Origin of the sequence: Lysinibacter cavernae, assembly GCF_011758565.1 — a bacterium.
In the GTDB taxonomy this organism is placed as follows: domain Bacteria; phylum Actinomycetota; class Actinomycetes; order Actinomycetales; family Microbacteriaceae; genus Lysinibacter; species Lysinibacter cavernae.
Genome location: NZ_JAAMOX010000002.1, coordinates 426,084 through 443,639, shown reverse-complemented (window position 1 = coordinate 443,639; position 17,556 = coordinate 426,084). Strand labels below are relative to the sequence as shown.

Genomic DNA, 17,556 nt, shown 5'->3' with positions numbered 1-17,556 from the left:
TGTTTCGGCTACCTTGGCTCGAGTCGCCCCTGAGCTATGCCGTGCGAGCCCACACGGTGGCCTCTGGGGCCAGTGCGGCCTCGCCTGCCGCGGTCTCGGTAAGCGGAGCGGATGAGAGCAACAGCTCGCCGGCTGGAAGCGCGGCGGGCTCGGTGCCGAAGTTGGTCACAACCGTGACATCGTTCACGCGGAACGACACAACATTGCCCTCGTTGCCTGCGGCCCACTCGAGTGTGCCGGTGCCGAGGTTGTGCTCGCGGCGGAGGCGAAGTGCCGTTCGGTAGAGCTCAAGCGTGGAGTCCGGGTCGCCGGCCTGGGTATCCCGGGCGAACTGATCCCAATCGCTTGGCTGTGGAAGCCAGCTCTCGCCGGTCTCGTTGAACCCGTATGCTGGCTTGCCAGCCTCCCACGGGATGGGCACGCGGCATCCATCGCGGCCGTAGCGCTCGTGGTTGGTGCGGAACCAGGTTGGGTCTTGGCGTGCCGAATCTGGGAGGTCGATGACCTCCGGCAGGCCGAGTTCTTCGCCCTGGTAAACATAGGCAGAGCCGGGAAGAGCGAGCATGAGGGTGGATGCCGCACGTGCGCGGCGGAGGCCAACCACAGGGTCCGGCAGCCCCTTTGACTTGGGGCCAATGCCCTCTCCCTGTGGGTTCTCAGCGGTGAGCGCGAGTCGACTCGCGTGGCGAACGACGTCGTGGTTTGACAGCACCCAGGTGCTTGGCGCGCCAACGGCGGCGAAGGACGCGATGGAGTCGTCGATCACATGGCGAACGTCGGCAGCCGACCAGCCGGTCGTGAGGTACGTGAAGTTGAACGCCTGGTGCATTTCGTCAGGACGGACCCACTCGGCCAGCTTGGACAGCGGCTCAACCCAGGCCTCGGCGCAGAGCACGCGGTCGCCATCGTACTTGGCAAAGATTTCGTGCCAGTCGCGGTAGATTTCGTGCACGCCCGGCTGGCCGAAGAAGGGCGAGACCTGGTCTTCTGGCACGTCGCCGCCCATGGAACCAACACCAACGGGTGGGGTCCAGTCGGGGAGGCCATCAACCTTGGCGAGGCCGTGCGCAACATCGACCCGGAAGCCATCAACGCCACGGTCAAGCCAGAAGCGCAGAATGTCGCGGAACTGCTCGCGTACCCACGGGTTGGTCCAGTCGAAGTCTGGCTGGGTCGAGTCAAACAGGTGCAGGTACCACTGGCCAGGGGTGCCGTCTGGGTTGGTGATGCGGCTCCAGGCCGGTCCGCCAAATACGCTCTGCCAGTTGTTTGGCGGGAGTTCGCCGTTTTCGCCCTTGCCGTCGCGGAAGAGGTAGCGTGCGCGTTCTGGGCTGCCCTCGGGGGAGGCGAGTGCCTCTTTGAACCAGGCGTGCTCGCTTGATGAGTGGTTTGGCACGAGGTCAACGATGACGCGGAGGCCAAGCTCGTGGGCCTGTTCAAGCATCCGGTCGAAGTCTGCGAGCGTACCAAACAGGGGATCAACATCGATGTAGTTGGCAACGTCGTAGCCGGCATCGTTCTGTGGCGACGTGTAGAACGGCGAAAGCCAGACCGCATCAATGCCGAGGCTCTTGAGCGCGGGAAGGCGCTCGCGGATGCCGTCCATGTCGCCGATGCCGTCACCGTTTGAGTCGGCGAAGGAGCGGGGGTAGACCTGGTAGATGACGGCGCTGCGCCACCATTCTGATCCTGCAGTCATGTTCTGGTCTTCCGATCTGTTGATGGGGCCGGGCCGGTGCTTGATCGCACAAGAAGCTCGGTTGTGAGTGGTGTGATGAGGTTGGTCGAGACTGGTCGGCCCGGTTGAAGTACGTTCATGAGCAGCTCAACGGCTTGGCGCCCCTGATCCTGCGGGTATTGGGCAACGGTGGTGAGGCCGAAGTAGTCCGAGAGCTCGTAGTTGTCGATCCCAACAACGGAAACGTCACGGCCAACCGTGAGACCGGCCTCGCGAATGGCGAGGATGCTGCCGATCGCCATCTCGTCGGAGCTGACAAAGATGGCCGTTGGGCGGCGGTCTCCGAGGGTGAGGAGCTGTTGGGTTGCCCCGTATCCGCCGGGAATTGTAAAGTCGGCGGCAGCCTGGAGGTCGTGCGGAATCGGGATGCCAGCGGCGGTGAGGGCCGCCTCGTAGCCAGACCGGCGGTTGGTTGGGAGGTGAAAGTCTGCCTCAAACTCGACGGTTCCGCTGATATGCGCGATGCGAGTGTGTCCGAGGTTGATGAGGTGCTGTGTCGCTTCCGTCGAAACGGCAACGTCGTCGATGCTGAGGGTGTGCACTCCGGGGAGCGGTCCGCCAACACCAACGAGGGGTTTATTGAGGGCGCGCAGCTTTGCGAGTTCGTCATTGGTGAGCTCTTGTGAGATCGCGATGAAGGCATCCACCCGCTGGCGGAGGAGGGACTGTTCAAACACACTGCGCCTGGCTGAACCGCCGTCGCGCAGGCTGTACACCGTGAGGTCGTAGCCGTGGTGGAGCAGGCCGGATGCGATGCCTTCAACAACGTTCGTAAAGTACCAGCGCGTGAGCTCTGGGACAACAACGCCGATGTTTTTGGTGCGCCCGGATGCGAGGCCAGAGGCGCTCGATGACATGACGTAGTCGAGGGCGTTAACGGCGGCGAGCACCTTTTCGGCGGTTGTTGTTGACACCGTGTTCTTGCCGTTGAGGACGCGTGAAACCGTTGCGGTAGAGACGCCGGCATGGCGCGCAACATCGTCAATGCTTGCCATCGAAGCCTCTCTGTGTCCGAAGTGTTTATATTAACCCGGCCTGCACGCAAACGATATGTATAAATCGTGTAAGCGGTTGCATTGACCGAAACCGTATGTCACCATGTAACCGCTTGCATAACTCAATTGCAAGTCCCGAGAGGACGGACTTTCGAAGACCGGATGCTCGCAACGGTGTCACGGCTCACGCGAACCTCCAGCGGCGAAGGGGCCGGTCCAGTGATGTAGAAAGGTGCACCGATGTTGGTGAAACCAAAACGAATCCTTGCAATTGGAGCTCTTGTAACGAGCGCCGCATTGCTGCTGTCCGGCTGCTCAGGCAGCTCAGATGACAAGTCTGCTGACAGCGGAAACGGCACGACGCTCACCGTCTGGGTTGACTCAGACCGACTCGCCGTCCTCAAGACCGCGGCCGAGGAGTACAGCAAAGAGCAGGGCGTTACCATCAAGCTCGTTGACAAGAGCATCGAGACCATGAAGGCCGACTTCGCTCGCGAAGCGCCAACGGGTAAGGGCCCAGACATCATCATGGGCGCCCACGACTGGATCGGCGGCTACGTTGCCGACGGCATCATCTCGCCCATCGAACTCGGCGACAAAGCAAGCGAATTCTCCGACGTAGCGATCAACGCAGTGACCTACGACAGCAAGATTTACCAGGTTCCCTACGCGGTTGAGAATATTGGCATTCTCCGCAACACCGAGCTGGTGCCGGATGCTACTCCCGCAACCTGGGACGAAATGATCGCCGCGGGCCGTGCAACGGGCAAGAAGTACCCGTTTGTTGTTACCCAGAACGGCCCAGAGGGTGACCCGTACCACGTGTACCCACTGCAGTCGAGCTTCGGAAGCTCCATCTTCGGCCTCGATGACAAGGGCGAATACAACCCAGACGACCTCACCATCGGAAACGCAGAGGGCGTCGCATTTGCCAACTGGCTCGGAACCGTTGGCGACGTCATCCAGGGTGACATCTCTGGTGACGTTGCAAAGCAGGCCTTCCTCGATGGCGAGGCACCGTTCTGGCTCACCGGACCGTGGAGCGTGAAAGAAGCTCAGGATGCCGGCATCAAGCTGGCCGTTGACCCTATCCCCTCCGCGGGCGGGCAGGAAGCAAACCCCTTCGCCGGAGTTAAGGGCTTCTACATCAACTCCAAGAGCAAGAATGCAGTTGCAGCGAACGACTTCCTCGTGAACTTCATCGCAACCGACAAGATCCAGACTGCCCTCTTTGAGCAGGGTGGAGTGCTCCCCGCAATGACAAGCGCGGCCGACAAAGCGGCAAGTGACCCAACGGTTGAGGGCTTCAAGAACGCCGGCAAGAACGCTATCCCAATGCCGTCAATCCCAGCAATGGCTGACGTCTGGACCCCATGGGGCATCGCAGAGGGCGACATCCTGACCGGGGCAGACCCAACCGCGACCTGGTCGAAGCTGGCAACGGACATCCAAGCCGCCATCGACGAGAGCAAATAACACACACGCTGCGGGCGATGGAGTCTCCATCGCCCGCAGCACCGTGGTTGAGATAGTTCCGCTACCCGCCTGAGCCAGGTCGTAAAGTCCTAATGATGAGTCGAAGAAGAATGTTGTGAATGTAACTCTGGAAGAGCCTGACGCCGCCGAAACAAACGGCGGACAACGCGAGACAAAGAAGTCTGCCCAGCTACGCAAGATGTCAGGGCGGGTGAACGTGCGCATTGGGCCGTTCATTACCAAGCTCATCCTGCTTGGCATGTTTGATGCACTCGCCGTGTACGCGATCTTCCTGAGCATCCAGGCATCCAACTGGATCTTTGTGACCGTCATCGCGGTCATTGCAGTTGCCTTCAACTGGATCTACCTCCGACCCGGTGCCAACCCGTCGAAGTACCTTGCGCCAGGCTTTGTGTTCCTGCTTATCTTCCAGGTCTTTGTGATTGGGTACACGGGCTACATCAGCTTCACCAACTTCGGTGGCGGCCACACCGGCGACAAAGATCAGGCCATCGCAAGCCTCATCGCCGGTGGGCAAGAGCGAGTCGAAGATTCTCCGAGCTACCCCATCACCGTTGTGAAGGCCGGTGGCACCTTTGGGTTCCTCGTGACCGACGACGGCGAAGCGCTCTTTGGCACGGCAACCGACCCGCTGCACGAAGCGCCAAAAGCCGTCATGGAAGGCGGCGTTGCCGTATCGCTTCCCGGCTACGAGTCGCTGAATTTCCAAGACATCCTGAACAACCAGAAAGCCATCAGCGACCTGGCCGTTCCGTTCTCTGACGACATCAACGACGGAACCCTACGCACCCAAGACGGCCGAACCGGCTACCTCTATCTTTCGCACCTGTCATACGATGCTGACGCCGACACGATTACCGACGGACGAACGGGCACCGTCTATCACGACGGAGGCAAGGGTTCCTTTGTCTCCGAAAGTGGCGATAACCTCAAGCCTGGCTGGACCGTGACGGTTGGGTTTGAGAACTTCACAAAGGCGCTCACCGACCCGACCATCCGCGGCCCGCTCGTGCAGGTCACGATCTGGACGTTTGTGCTCGCGTTTGTCACCGTGTTTGCAACCTTCTTCATGGGGCTCTTCCTCGCGATTGTCTTCAATAAGCCGCACATGCGGGGACGCAAGATCTATCGAACGCTGCTCATCGTCCCCTACGCATTCCCTGCCTTCCTCGGGGCGCTCGTCTGGAGCGGTATGTTCAACCGGTCATACGGTTTCGTGAACGAGGTCCTCTTCTTCGGGGCGGACATCCCGTGGCTGACCGACCCAATACTGGCCAAATTTGTGGTGATCTTCATCAACCTGTGGCTCGGATTCCCCTACATGTTCCTCGTTACGATGGGTGCGCTGCAGTCCATTCCCGCCGAGGTAGAGGAGGCCGCGACGGTTGACGGAGCGAGCCCGTGGCAGATCTTCAGACTCATTAAGCTGCCCCTCCTGCTTGTGTCTGTAGCCCCGCTGCTTATCGCCTCGTTTGCGTTCAACTTCAACAACTTCAACGTGATCTATATGACCACTGGCGGTGGACCAAAGATCGAAGGTGCCGGCAGCAACATCGGTCACACTGACATCCTCATCTCGATGGTCTACAAGATTGCCTTCGACGGACAAACGCGCGATTATGGCCTCGCGAGTGTGCTCGCCATCCTGATCTTCATCATCGTCACGATCATCACGATTATTAGCTTCCGTCAGACCAAGGCGTTGGAGGAGATCAACTAATGACTGTTACAACGACACCAACGAGCTCAGGGGTTGTCCTCACCCCAAAGAAGCGCACGTTCAAGAAGTTCTTCAACGACACCGGATGGCGCCACCTGGTTGGCATCGCGGTTGGAATCTACGCGGTCTTCCCTATTCTCTACGTGCTGTCGAACGCGCTGAGCCCAACGGGAACGCTGACCGGCTCGAATAAGCTCTTCCAGGCCTTCAGCCTCGCCGGATTTGAGCGTGTGCTGTCGAACCCAGACAAGCCGTTCGGCGCGTGGTTCATGAACACCATGATCATCGGGGGCGTTGTCGCGTTTGGCACCATCCTCATGGGTGGCCTCGCGGCCTACGCCTTCTCGCGGATGCGCTTCAGCGGGCGACGGGTTGGGCTGCTGTCGTTGCTGCTCATTCAGATGTTCCCGCAGGTGCTCGCCGTGATCGCGATCTTCCTGCTGCTCGGCGCGATCGGCGATGTGTTCCCCGTGCTTGGGCTCAACACCCGCACCGGCCTTATTATGGTGTACCTCGGTGGCGCGCTTGGCGTGAACACCTATCTCATGTACGGGTTCTTTAACACCGTGCCAACCTCCATCGACGAGGCCGCTCGCATCGACGGCGCCGGACACGCCCGCATTTTCTTTACGATCATCGTCCGTCTGGTGTTCCCCATCCTTATCGTGGTTGGCATCCTGTCGTTTATCGCGGTCACCGGTGACTTTGTTGTTGCCAGCGTGGTGCTCTCAGAGCCAGACACAAAGACGCTCGCGGTTGGTCTTTACGAGATCATCGCGAACGACCGTGCAGCCGACTGGGGTGCGTTCTCTGCCGGGGCCGTCATGGCCGCGCTTCCCGTGCTCATCCTGTTCATGGCGCTGCAGAAATACATCATCAGCGGACTCACCGCCGGAGCGGTTAAATAGTGTAAGGATTACACCATGACGGAACTCACGCACCTGCCGCATCACGACGGCTCAGCGCTCTATGTTTCAACCGAGACGCCGGCGCTCGGCGAGACCGTCAGGGTTCGACTGCGAGTACCGGCAAGGTTTGGCGCGGTCGAGTGGGTGCGCGTGCGGTCAAATCCTGACCGCGAGCCGTTGTGGAGCGAGGCATCCATTATCGATGCCACCGAACACGTCACCTGGTGGCAGGCGGATGTGGTTGTTGCGAACCCGGTGCACGGCTACCGGTTCGCGCTGCGCACCGCCGACGGTCGCGTGTGGTGGGTCAACGCCGAGGGAGTCTTCGACATCGAGACGCCAGACGCAAACGATTTTCGGCTCGTGACCCACGCGCCCGCTCCCGACTGGGTTCGGCAGACCGTGCTCTACCAGGCCTTCCCTGACCGCTTCGCGCGCTCGGCAGGTGCGGATGCTCGAGACGCCCCAGCCTGGGCGCGCCCGGCATCCTGGAACGAGCCCGTGATCGGCAGCGGCGATGGCGTGAGTACGCAGTTCTACGGCGGCGACCTCGACGGCATTCGTGAGCATCTCGATCACTTGGTGTCGCTCGGCGTCACTACCTTATATTTAACGCCGTTCTTCCCCGCCGGTTCGAATCACCGCTACGACGCCTCAAGTTTTGACGAAGTTGACCCGCTGCTCGGCGGCGACGAAGCGCTCATTCGACTGGTCGAAGCTGCCCATGAAAACGGGCTTCGCGTTGTTGGCGATCTCACGAGTAATCACTCTGGCGACACCCACGAGTGGTTCCTCGCCGCGCACCACAACCCGTCGGCCCCGGAAAGCGACTTCTACCTGTGGCTCGACGACGAGAACAACGACTACGTTGGCTGGCTTGGGCACAAAAGCCTGCCCAAATTCAACTGGGCCTCGGCCGAGCTGCGCCGACGCTTCATCGAAGGCCCGGATTCTGTCGTCGCCCGCTGGCTGAAAGCACCGTTCAACCTCGACGGCTGGCGCATCGACGTCGCCAACATGACCGGTCGACACCTCGACCAGGACCTCAACGCCGAAGTGCGACAGATCATCCGCCGCACCATGACCGAGGTCAACCCCGACACGATTCTGCTTGGCGAATCCACCAACGATGCCGCCTCCGATTTTCAGGGCGACGCCTGGCACGGCGCGATGACCTACGCCAACTTCACCAGGCCAGTGTGGGAATGGCTGGGCCGCCCAGGGAGCGCCGCTGGCGGCGGGCTGTGCATGGCAGACAACCGCACGACCGGCTATACCGGAGACCAGCTGTACCGGGCGCACCGGCAATTCGCCGCCGGATTTCCGTGGAGAGTTCGCCTCGGCAACATGAACGCGCTGGATACGCACGACACCCCGCGGTTCAGCTCGGTAGCCGATGCCGTCATGGTTCCTGTGGCGCTTGGGCTTTCGCTGACGCTCCCCGGCATCCCCGTTGTGTGGGCAGGAGCTGAACTTGGGCTCGGGGGAGTGAACGGCGAAGACGCGCGCCGGCCGATGCCGTGGGAACTGCTTGAGAGTTCCGGCGATGGGGCTGATAGGGATAGTGAGGATGGCAGCGTTGGTGGCGTTGGTGGTGCCGAATCTTCAGCGGCCATTGCTGCGCGCGAACGCCTCGAACTCTATACCTCTCTCATTGCTTTGCGTCGAGAACATCCCGTGCTGAGCGGGGGAGGGATGCGCTGGCTCAGCGTCACCGACGACGCCCTCGTGTTTGTTCGTGAAGGTGCTGAAGAATCCGTGGTTGTGTTGGCAAGCAGGGCCGCAACCGTTGTCTCGCTGACGGTTGGCGCGCTGGACGTTGGCGACGGGCATCCGCTGGCCCTATTTGGCGATGCCGAGGTGCTGACGGGCGGCGAGGCCGGCAGCGTTGCGGTAGTGACGCAGGGGCCGACGTTCGCCGCGTGGAGGTTTCCAGGGGTAGCCGGTTGAGGCGGTCAGTCTAACTTTTGACCTCATCCGGACCAGCTGCATCCTCGAGTGCCCTCAAATCGAGCCAAACTCGCAATTTAGGGTCGATTTGAGGGCACTCGATAAGGCTGTGGCCGGGTGGAGGTCGTGATTACGAGTGGCGTATCGAGTAGCGGTGCATCGTGACGCCCTCAGAGAAGGATGCCTGCTCCAGAAGGTCGAGCTGGACAGGGGCCGCCTGCTCGTCAAAGAGCGGACGGCCCTGCCCAAGCACAGCCGGATGTGTGAACAGCAGCAACTCGTCAAGCAGGTTTGCCTGCAACAGTTGGGTGGCGATCGTCGCGCCACCAACGCCAATATCGCCGCTTCCGTCGCGGCGAATCTCGGCCAGCCGTTCGATTGCGTTTTCGCCGATGATCTGCGTGTTGTAGTCGGCGCTCGTGCGGGTGCGCGAGACAAGATACTTGGGCGAGGAGGTCCAGATTTCACCGTACTCACGCATGACGTCAGGCTCTGACTCGTCGCTGCGTACATTAGGCCAGTACGACTCCATGATCTCGTACACTTTACTACCCTCGACACTCGCCGAAAAAGCCTTGGCGCGACGGTTGAACTCACGGTGGAGTGTTTCGTTGATGCGCATCCAATCGCCGCCGCCGTTCTCCTGCGCCGTGTACTCGATCTTGAGATCGAGCGAGACATTCATCCAGTATACAAATCGAGCGGCCATGTCGCCTCCGAGGTCAGTTGATAATAGACAGCCTAAGCACCGCTCATGGAGCCCGCAACGGTCTGGACAGACTGTCTCAGGTTTGCGCAACGTGGGTTGATTGAACACCAAGCAAAGCGAGACTTCGGGCCGCCTGAGCCGAGGTTCCATGAATTTTGTGAAAAACGTGCTCTCGATTGGCGCCCGGCCCAGTGCAGGTGCTATTCTCGAACGGTTGCCTTTTGGTGCGCCTCGTAAGAAGCGTCCAACAGGAAGCGCCCCGATAGCTCAGTGGTAGAGCACTTCCATGGTAAGGAAGGGGTCCCGAGTTCAAACCTCGGTCGGGGCTCTGGCTTTGATGAATATTCGCTGATTGAGCGGTTTTCAATCACAGTCGTGGCTGGGTAGCTCAGTTGGTGAGAGCGCACGACTCATAATCGTGAGGTCGCGGGTTCGAATCCCGCTCCAGCTACTAAATCTGCCGCCCTGAGTTTCTGGGTGGTTTTTTTGGTTAACGCTTGTCGCTGCGCGTCAAGGGGTTCGAATCCCGCTCCAGCTACAGTTTGCCGCCCTCGGTTTCCGAGGGTGGTTTTTGGGTTAAAGGAATCGTGCCGTGTGCACACATTCAGCAACATTGCTCGCGCAGCCGAGAATCTTCGAGGGGTGACAGTGCGCTGCCGGTCGGAGAGCGATTATTGATCCGAAATCTCCGGTGGGAGCCGTCAGTCGGGGCCGTGGTGAACAGAACAGAATAATACTCACGCACAGGTTTTTCTCATCGTTCGCGGGCCGATGTTCAGGATTATTATTTATTCTAGGAGTGTAGGGGGCGGTGTCACTCGGGGGAGCGGCACCGGTATACGTGGGGGATAGTGCTTGCGACGCTGGTTGCTACGTGGAGGTGCTGTCTCAGGACGCCTACCGATCTTGTGAAAGGTAATGGCTCGTCCTGAGGAGGTCTGCTCCGTTCGAAGGGTTCATTTTTTGAGTCCCGGAGGTTTCGAATAAACGAGGCCAAATTCGGATCGCAAAAAAGATTTCACACTGACCGTTTTATTGTGACGAGTATTTCGTCTTGGTTAGTGAAGCCCAGCATCGCAAGAGGGCTACTTCGCGCGCTGAGGCTGCGCGTCACACAGCTGAACGTTCAAATTAGGGGATATTTAATCGTGATTTTTCTTCAAGATAGGGTTGTCGACCGGAACGGGGACGACCTGCCGAAGTCGCATACGTGGCGTCGGCTCGTCGCTGGAGCTGCGGCCCTTGCCGTCATGCTCAGCGGTGCGATGCTCTCGCAAGCGAATGCCGCCGTTGCGGCTTCTCCGGGTATTACCTCCGTCTCGTGGATTCACGTTTCAGACGGCTCCCTGCCGTTTGACGCGACCGTCGCGCCGGGGAACGACACCGGGGATCGAAACTTTGTTGTGCGATCGCAGGACTCCGTGAGCTGGCAAATTGCGTACACCGCGGATGCTGCTGGTTCGGCGGCATTTGTGGCCACGCTTCCTACCGGAATGCGCTGGACGGCGGCATCCGCCAACGCCACCGTGTGCACCGGTCCAGGCGGCGGAAGCATTAACGCCGCCGGTAACGTCCTTACGTGTAACCGAAACTACGCAGCGGGCGAGGTGGCCCAGCTCCCCGTATCGGCCGTTGTTGGCGCGATGGGAAATGGCGCGACGATTGCCCCAGTTGTGACGGTGGGCGGCGAAACGTTCACGTCGAACGAACCGGTGACGGTATCCGCAACTCCCAAAACGAAGCTCGCAATCTACACCCAGCCAGCCGCAGGGAACGTGCCAGTCGGCGATGGGCTCGGCGTGAGTATCGCTGGAACCGGATTCTTTGGAACGCAGGTTGACCCGGCAAATCCAAGCATGTTTGGGCTCGAAGCACTCTCGGATTCGTTCACCTTCACGCTCCAGGTTCCACCGGGGGCCGTCATGACGAGACTCGCAGCAGGAACGGGTGGCGGAAGCTACAGCTACACGCAGACCGCGCCGGGTCAACCTATCTCGATCACGGCCACGGGGGTAAACACGACGTACCTGAACGCTGTATCAGCGAGCGGAACTGAGGGGCTGACGACTCCACCGGACGCAGCAAACTCACGTGTTGCGGCATCGTTTGGCTGGACCATCGTCATTCCCTACGAGGGCTATGTTCCTGAAAACGCCACGACCCAGTTTCCTGGACGATTTATGGACTTTGACCCTGACTCGCTCTCCGGCCAGTCAAACTTTGGTACAGACTATGCGCCGGGGCAAGAGCCAGGTTACGTGTGCCCTGTTCCCACCACTATTGGGCCCTCGGCAGCGTGTTTTGTTGCAAGCTTTACACTCGCAACTGGGTCGGTGCGTGGAGCGAGCGTTGGTGGATCCAGCAACGCCGGACTGACCGATCTGATGTATGGCGACGACGACAACTACACGAGGGGCAACGAACCGACCGTCGTCGGACAGCCATTCAGCGCCTTCTCGAGTGTGTATAACGCTGATTCCGCCGGAGGTCCCCTGACGGGCGCGCGCGGAAGCCAAACGTGGGACCCAACGAAACTTGAATTGGCCGCAACGCCAACACTCCGATTGGTGCAGGGCGCGTTTTCGAGCAGCTTTACTCGTCACGGCCAGGCCAACAGCGGCACCGTCGTGCCGACGAGTGACTACACGCTGGAATATACCGACTTCAACTTTGCGAACGACGCTGACCGTAAGGCGAGAGACTCCTTCACGGATGCTGCCCTGACCTGGGTCTCAGACCCGGCAACGCTCAGCGGAGGCCTCGCCTCTGTGACCTCGTACCGAGTCGTGTACCACGACGAGCTCGCCCCAGGCACCACGCTTGGCTTCGTGACCCCGTTCAAACGAGCGGCGGCCTCGGCCGACCTGCCTACCGGGTCGAGCCTTCCCTGGTTCTGGCAGTTCGGTGATGACGCTGGTCTCGTGAAATCAAACTACACGGGAACGGGCACAAGCAGCCGAGGCGGATACGTGCAAACGGCATCCGCGCTCTTTAGGGCAAAGGCCACCTGGCTCAAGGTTGATGGCGCGTCCTATCCTGCAGGCAGCGCAGAACGAGGCGACCTCGTTACGCTGAATATCGCTCCGGTGGTTGTTGGTCCCGTGAATGCGCCTGACTCGGTGCTTGAGGATGCCAAGGTAACCGTCACCATGCCGAACGCCTGCGTTGAGCCGGTTGAGAGCGCGTTGCCCCCGATCCCACACAGCTTTACGCCTGGGGTGCCAGGCGGCAACTGTGCAACAGGTACCCCGGCCGTGATCACGTTTACGTACGGTGATCTTGTTGCAGCCGGCGGCGCGGCAGGGCCGAGCCCGTTTGACGGGCACGCGACGAACCTCCCAGCGCTTCAGTTCCCGGTCAAGGTGTCTATGGGTACCCCGGTGCCTTCCACACTTTCGGCCGTTGTTGTGACCTCGTCGCCGTCGGATCCATCGCTCCTGCAGACGAATGCCACAAGCCGAACGAGCAAAGCCGCGTTGACGGTTTCTGGTGCTGCCTCGTTTAAGGTCGCAAAGTCAGCGACGACCGTTCTTCCCGGCTTTGTTGGCCCGGGTGAGACCATGAACTACACAATTTCTTGGGCGAACGCGTCTGCGACAACCTTTGGAGAATCGTCGTTTGTTGATGTGCTCCCGTTTGAGGGCGATAGCCGTGGAACGGAAGGGCTCGGCGGCAAGTTGATCGAGCTACGGGCTGTCTCGGCGGCCATGGATGATGCAGCACAGGGCACGGTCCGGATCGAATACACAACGGATCCCGGACTGAGCGTCCAAACGGCGGTCAATATTCCTGGAAACGAGAACGCTGCAACCGGGGTGAACTGGTCAACCTACTCGGGGACCCTGCCAAACGGTGTGACGGCGCTTCGATTCACCCCATCCGAAGACATGCTGCCCTCCTACGCCGGAACGGCAACACTTGAGGTGAAGGTGCCAAGCCTTGCCCGTCAAGGAAACGTGAACAATAACGTTGCCCTTCGACTGATTGCTGCCTCGGGAAGCAATATTGTGCAAACCGCGGGTGCCGCGCGTCCCCTCCAGTCGGCGGCTGCGTTGGTTGAGGGTAACGTCTACAGGGACCTGGACTTTTCTGGTGGTCGCTCGGCGAGCGACGCTGCCTGGCCGGCCGGCTCGGAAAAGGTAGCGCTATCGCAGGCTGGTGCCGTTGTCGCCACTGCCGATATCGCCGCCGACGGAACCTTCGCCTTCCCGCTTGTGGCCGCAGGCTCATACGAGTTGCGTCTTGCCGCAGCGTCGGAGGACGGATGGTTGCTCCTGAACGAGTCAGGCTCATCCTTCACCGTCGAACCGGAGGGGACACAAACCGTCGAACTGCTCTACCAAGAGATCCTGGCGGACACCACCCTGAACCCAACGAGCGTCATCGTGGCGCAGGGCGCGCAATCGGACGCCGTACGCATCGCGGAGCTTGACGAGCTCGGCCTGCCGAAGGCTCCCGGAAGCGTGTTTGAGGCCGACACCGTCGAGATCGTGGATGGGCCGCAGTACGGAACGGCGCAACTGGTGCCAGGTTCGGACCTGAGCGACATCGTCTATTCCGCGGCAAGCGATTGGCCGGCCGAGTTTGCCGGTCAGGCGAGCTACGAGGACACGGTGACATACTCATGGACAAACGCCCTCGGCGCTGTGTCAACATCAACGCTGACGGTGACCGTTCGGCAAGGGCTCGTTGCGGTTGACGACGAGTTCCGCACCGGAGATCACGAGTCCAACTTGGACGTCTTGGCCAACGATGTGGGAGTCGACCTCAGCCTGAGCGGAACTCCAACAACCAGCGCCGATGCAACCGTGAGTTTTGTCAATGGCAAACTACGCGTGATCCCGACCCACGTGTGGGCCGCTGGTGAGCTTGAGTATGAAGTTCCCGTCAGGCACACCGTCGCCGATTGGAGTGGCGAAACCGCAACTGCTACCGCCACGGTTCTTGTGCAGCGGGCGCCGTTTGGGGCCAACCAGCAGGCCGTTATTGGTCAGGTTGGCGAGCACGTGTTCAGCGAGCAGGTGCAATCGGCAGGCACAATTGTGTCTCGTGTTCAGATTGGGCTGACCCCGGTTGGGGTCGTTGAACTCGGTGACGGGACGGTGAAGTTCTCGACAGGAGGCGCTCCCGTCGCCGCGGGAACCTACCCGATTACCATTCAGTACACGGATGACCTCGGGCAGACCTCGAACGTTGTATACACCGTTGTTGTGCTCGGAGCTCCCCAAGCAACCGGCGGCACGGCAACCGTTCAGCAAGGTGGTAGCCATACCTTCGGCAATCCACTCGTGAGCGAGAGCGACAGCATCATCACCGACATCGTTCAGCCAGCGCAGGGCAACGTCAGTATTGCTGCAAATGGTGATGTCACGTTTAGCGCAGGCACCGCGGCGCGAGGAGACTATGCGTTTACGGTGACCTACACGGATGAGTTCGGGCAGGCCGCAACGGCAAACTTTGTCGTGACGGTTCAGGGCAGCTTCTCGGTTGTTGGCGAAACGAGCGCAACGATCCGGCAAAACGGCGAGCACACGTTCTCCCCGGTTGTTACGACTGACGCTCCGCTCACCGCCGTGACGGTGGCTGACTCGCCAGCTGCAGGAACACTCGCGATTGACGAAGCAACGGGAGCCGTGACCTTTGACGCAGAGTCGATCGCACCGGGTACCTACGCCTTTGGCATCGAGTACGAGAACGGTGACGGACAAACGATTCTCGTGAGCTACACGGTTACCGTGCAAGCGAAGCTCCAAGTGGCTGGCGAAACCCGGAAAGTTGCCGTTGGGGGAACCGTAGAGTTCACCGAGAACATCACAACAACCGGTTCGATCGTTTCGCGTGAAGTTATAGACGAGCCAGCGAGCGGAGAAGTTACTCTTGGCTCGGTTCGATTTGACGCAGCCGATGCCGCCCCTGGCACGTACACCTTCACCGTGCGATACACGGATAACGTGGGACAGACTGCAGACGCAACCTTTGAGGCGATCGTTCAGGCTGCTCCAACGGCAGAGGACATCAACGTGACCGTGCCGTTCGGAACGACGACGGTTACCGTTGACCCCCTTGGCGCTGTGGACGGAGTTGGGTTGCAGGATTTGATCGTGGCAAATGTGGGACAGCCACAGAGCGGGTCGACGGTGCTCAGCGCTACCGGCATGGTTGTATTCACGCCGCCTATCGGCTTCAGCGGGACGGTGACCTTCTTTACGACGGTTTCGGATGACCTCGGTCAGACGGTTCTTGTGAAGACTCAGATTACTGTTGAACCGGATGGCTCGACCGGTGGCGGCGACGGCGATAATGGGAACGGCGACAACTCGTCTGGTGGGCAGGGCGGCAGCACAGCCCCAGGGCAGGATAATCAGGTAACGACCGGCAAAGCAGACAAGGGACTCGCTATCACGGGTTCTGGGGACGCGGCTGGAAGCCTGTACCTGATGGCGCTTTTGTTTGCAGTTGGAATAGTCGCTCTTGGCTTTAGCCGACGGAGACGCCAGAACTAACGGTTCATGGGGGTGGTGAGGATGCCTGCGGGCATCCTCACCATGAGAGTGTGTGAAAGGGGGAATCGAATGCCGTTCAACGAAGGGTCTGCCGACGAGCAGCACGACTCGATGGCACTTGTCGCTGCCTATCGGAACGGGGACGATTCTGCGGCTCAGGCACTCTACGCCCAGTACTACAGCGATGCGTTACGCACCGGAATCGCGAGCGCCCCTAACGCAGATATTGGGGAGGAACTCGCCAGCGAAGCCTTTGTAAAAGTGCTCGAAACGATCCGACGAGGCAAGGGGCCCACCGATAATTTCAAGGGGTACCTGAGAACCACCGTTCGGAGCCTTTCCGCCGACTGGTATCGAAAATCCGCCCACTATCGAGACGTCAGCGATATGGAGGAATTTACCGAGCACGTCCCCGATGTCGGCGACATTCTTGACCAGGGCGAGGGCGAGATTATTGCGGCGTACCTGCGCCTCGATCAGCGCTGGCGCCAGATTATCTTTCTCAAAGACATTGAGGGGAGAAAAACGGCTGAGTGTGCCCGCATTATGGGGTTGAATCCGCCAGCAGTCTCGACCTTGTATACACGGGCGCGCCAGGGGCTTCGGAAAGAATACCTGAGCGAGCTTGCCGTCAGCCTGACAGCTCCGAACTGCAAGGTCTGGAGTAGCGCGCTGGCCCTCGACACATTGGGGCAACTCACCGGCGGGAAAAAACGGTCGCTTCAGGCCCATCTTCGCGGCTGCTCGGATTGTGAGCGAGTGGCAATTGAACTTCGCCATCGGGCAGAGAAGTTCTCAAGCGCAAAAGCCTCTTCCGCCCTGCTCGCGGTAGCCGGGATGATGATTCTGCCAGGCCTTGGATTGGGGAGTCCCCGGCTTGCGAGTGCAGCGTCGGCGCTCGCCTTTGGGGGCAGCATCAGCACGGGGTTGGTCGCCGTGGCGGGAGTTGCCCTGCTGAGCGCAGCAACGATCTCGCTGGTGTCCGCAGGGGCTCAGAGCGATGAGGGGTCGGTTGTGTCGCTGGCAAGCCGATCAGCCGAGTGCACGGTGTCATTTGAGTCGCACAAAACGGGCGGGAACAGGGGCACGTTCGTAGCGAACTCGAGCGGTCTTTCCGAGTGTCGTGTCACGTATTCGGTTGACGGGATTGTCCTGATCGACTCTGAGTACGTCGATGGCACCAAGGCGTTTGCGGCGTCGAGAACCGGTGTGTACCAGATACAAATTACACAGGATGGGCAGACAGCGTCGAAGAGCTTCATCGTGAAGTAGAGAATAAGATCTCGTGGCGTCGACCGGGGACCAGCCCTCAACACGACGGCCTGGTTGTGGGCTCCTTGATGCCGGCGCGCCGCAGATCGGTCGCAAAAACGCAGATCGGCTCCACTCAGATACCTCGTGCCCGGTACTCAATTTGGGCAGCACATGCGACCGCCCCGGTTTTGTCCTTCAAGCTGTAATCGAGTTTCCCATGAGGGCTGAGAAACTCGATTTCTTTGAGGGATAACGAGGGGCGTTAACACGATGTATAACCAC

General features: G+C 60.2%; 9 protein-coding genes and 2 tRNA genes. 8 read left to right on the top strand and 3 right to left on the bottom strand.

Translation table 11 applies throughout. The annotated features are described in order from the left end of the window. Nucleotides 1–34: 34 nt before the first annotated feature. On the bottom strand, nucleotides 35–1,699 hold the full coding sequence (locus FHX76_RS11370) for a glycoside hydrolase family 13 protein (protein ID WP_167150800.1): 1,665 nt from the start codon (nucleotides 1,697–1,699) through the stop codon (nucleotides 35–37). Next, nucleotides 1,696–2,733 carry a LacI family DNA-binding transcriptional regulator gene (locus tag FHX76_RS11365; RefSeq protein ID WP_167150799.1) on the bottom strand — a complete coding sequence of 346 codons (1,038 nt, stop codon included), beginning with the start codon at nucleotides 2,731–2,733 and terminating at the stop codon, nucleotides 1,696–1,698. The genes FHX76_RS11370 and FHX76_RS11365 overlap by 4 nt, the downstream gene beginning before the upstream one ends. A 240-nt stretch (nucleotides 2,734–2,973) precedes the next feature. Here FHX76_RS11365 and FHX76_RS11360 point away from each other — a divergent pair, with 240 nt between their 5' ends. From FHX76_RS11360 to FHX76_RS11345, 4 genes are all read left to right on the top strand, one after another. After that, the gene (locus FHX76_RS11360; protein ID WP_167150798.1) at nucleotides 2,974–4,209 is read left to right on the top strand and encodes a sugar ABC transporter substrate-binding protein; all 1,236 of its coding nucleotides are present in this window, start codon (nucleotides 2,974–2,976) and stop codon (nucleotides 4,207–4,209) included. A gap of 199 nt (nucleotides 4,210–4,408) precedes the next feature. Then, entirely contained in the window at nucleotides 4,409–5,950 is a 1,542-nt protein-coding gene (locus FHX76_RS11355; protein ID WP_167151669.1) for an ABC transporter permease subunit, read from the top strand. Further along, complete coding sequence (locus tag FHX76_RS11350) at nucleotides 5,950–6,858, top strand: sugar ABC transporter permease (RefSeq protein WP_167150797.1); 909 nt, start codon at nucleotides 5,950–5,952, stop codon at nucleotides 6,856–6,858. Before FHX76_RS11355 ends, FHX76_RS11350 begins: the two co-directional genes overlap by 1 nt. 15 nt (nucleotides 6,859–6,873) lie before the next feature. Then, nucleotides 6,874–8,808 (top strand): glycoside hydrolase family 13 protein, encoded by a 1,935-nt coding sequence (locus FHX76_RS11345; protein ID WP_167150796.1) that lies wholly within the window; start codon nucleotides 6,874–6,876, stop codon nucleotides 8,806–8,808. Nucleotides 8,809–8,938: 130 nt separating this feature from the next. Here the strand turns inward: FHX76_RS11345 and FHX76_RS11340 are convergent, their stop codons facing one another. Then, nucleotides 8,939–9,517, bottom strand: coding sequence for a dihydrofolate reductase family protein (locus FHX76_RS11340; protein ID WP_167150795.1), 579 nt, complete (start codon nucleotides 9,515–9,517; stop codon nucleotides 8,939–8,941). 256 nt (nucleotides 9,518–9,773) lie between these two features. On the opposite strand from FHX76_RS11340, the gene FHX76_RS11335 reads away from it, so the two are divergent. The 4 genes from FHX76_RS11335 to FHX76_RS11320 all read left to right on the top strand — a co-directional run bounded on the left by FHX76_RS11335 (nucleotide 9,774) and on the right by FHX76_RS11320 (nucleotide 17,292). Next, nucleotides 9,774–9,845 (top strand) — tRNA-Thr (locus FHX76_RS11335). A gap of 49 nt (nucleotides 9,846–9,894) precedes the next feature. Next, nucleotides 9,895–9,968, top strand: a tRNA-Met gene (locus tag FHX76_RS11330). Between the two features lie 697 nt (nucleotides 9,969–10,665). Next, on the top strand, nucleotides 10,666–16,020 hold the full coding sequence (locus FHX76_RS16770; protein ID WP_167150794.1) for an Ig-like domain-containing protein: 5,355 nt from the start codon (nucleotides 10,666–10,668) through the stop codon (nucleotides 16,018–16,020). Between the two features lie 69 nt (nucleotides 16,021–16,089). Next, complete coding sequence (locus FHX76_RS11320) at nucleotides 16,090–17,292, top strand: RNA polymerase sigma factor (protein ID WP_167150793.1); 1,203 nt, start codon at nucleotides 16,090–16,092, stop codon at nucleotides 17,290–17,292. Nucleotides 17,293–17,556: the final 264 nt, after the last annotated feature.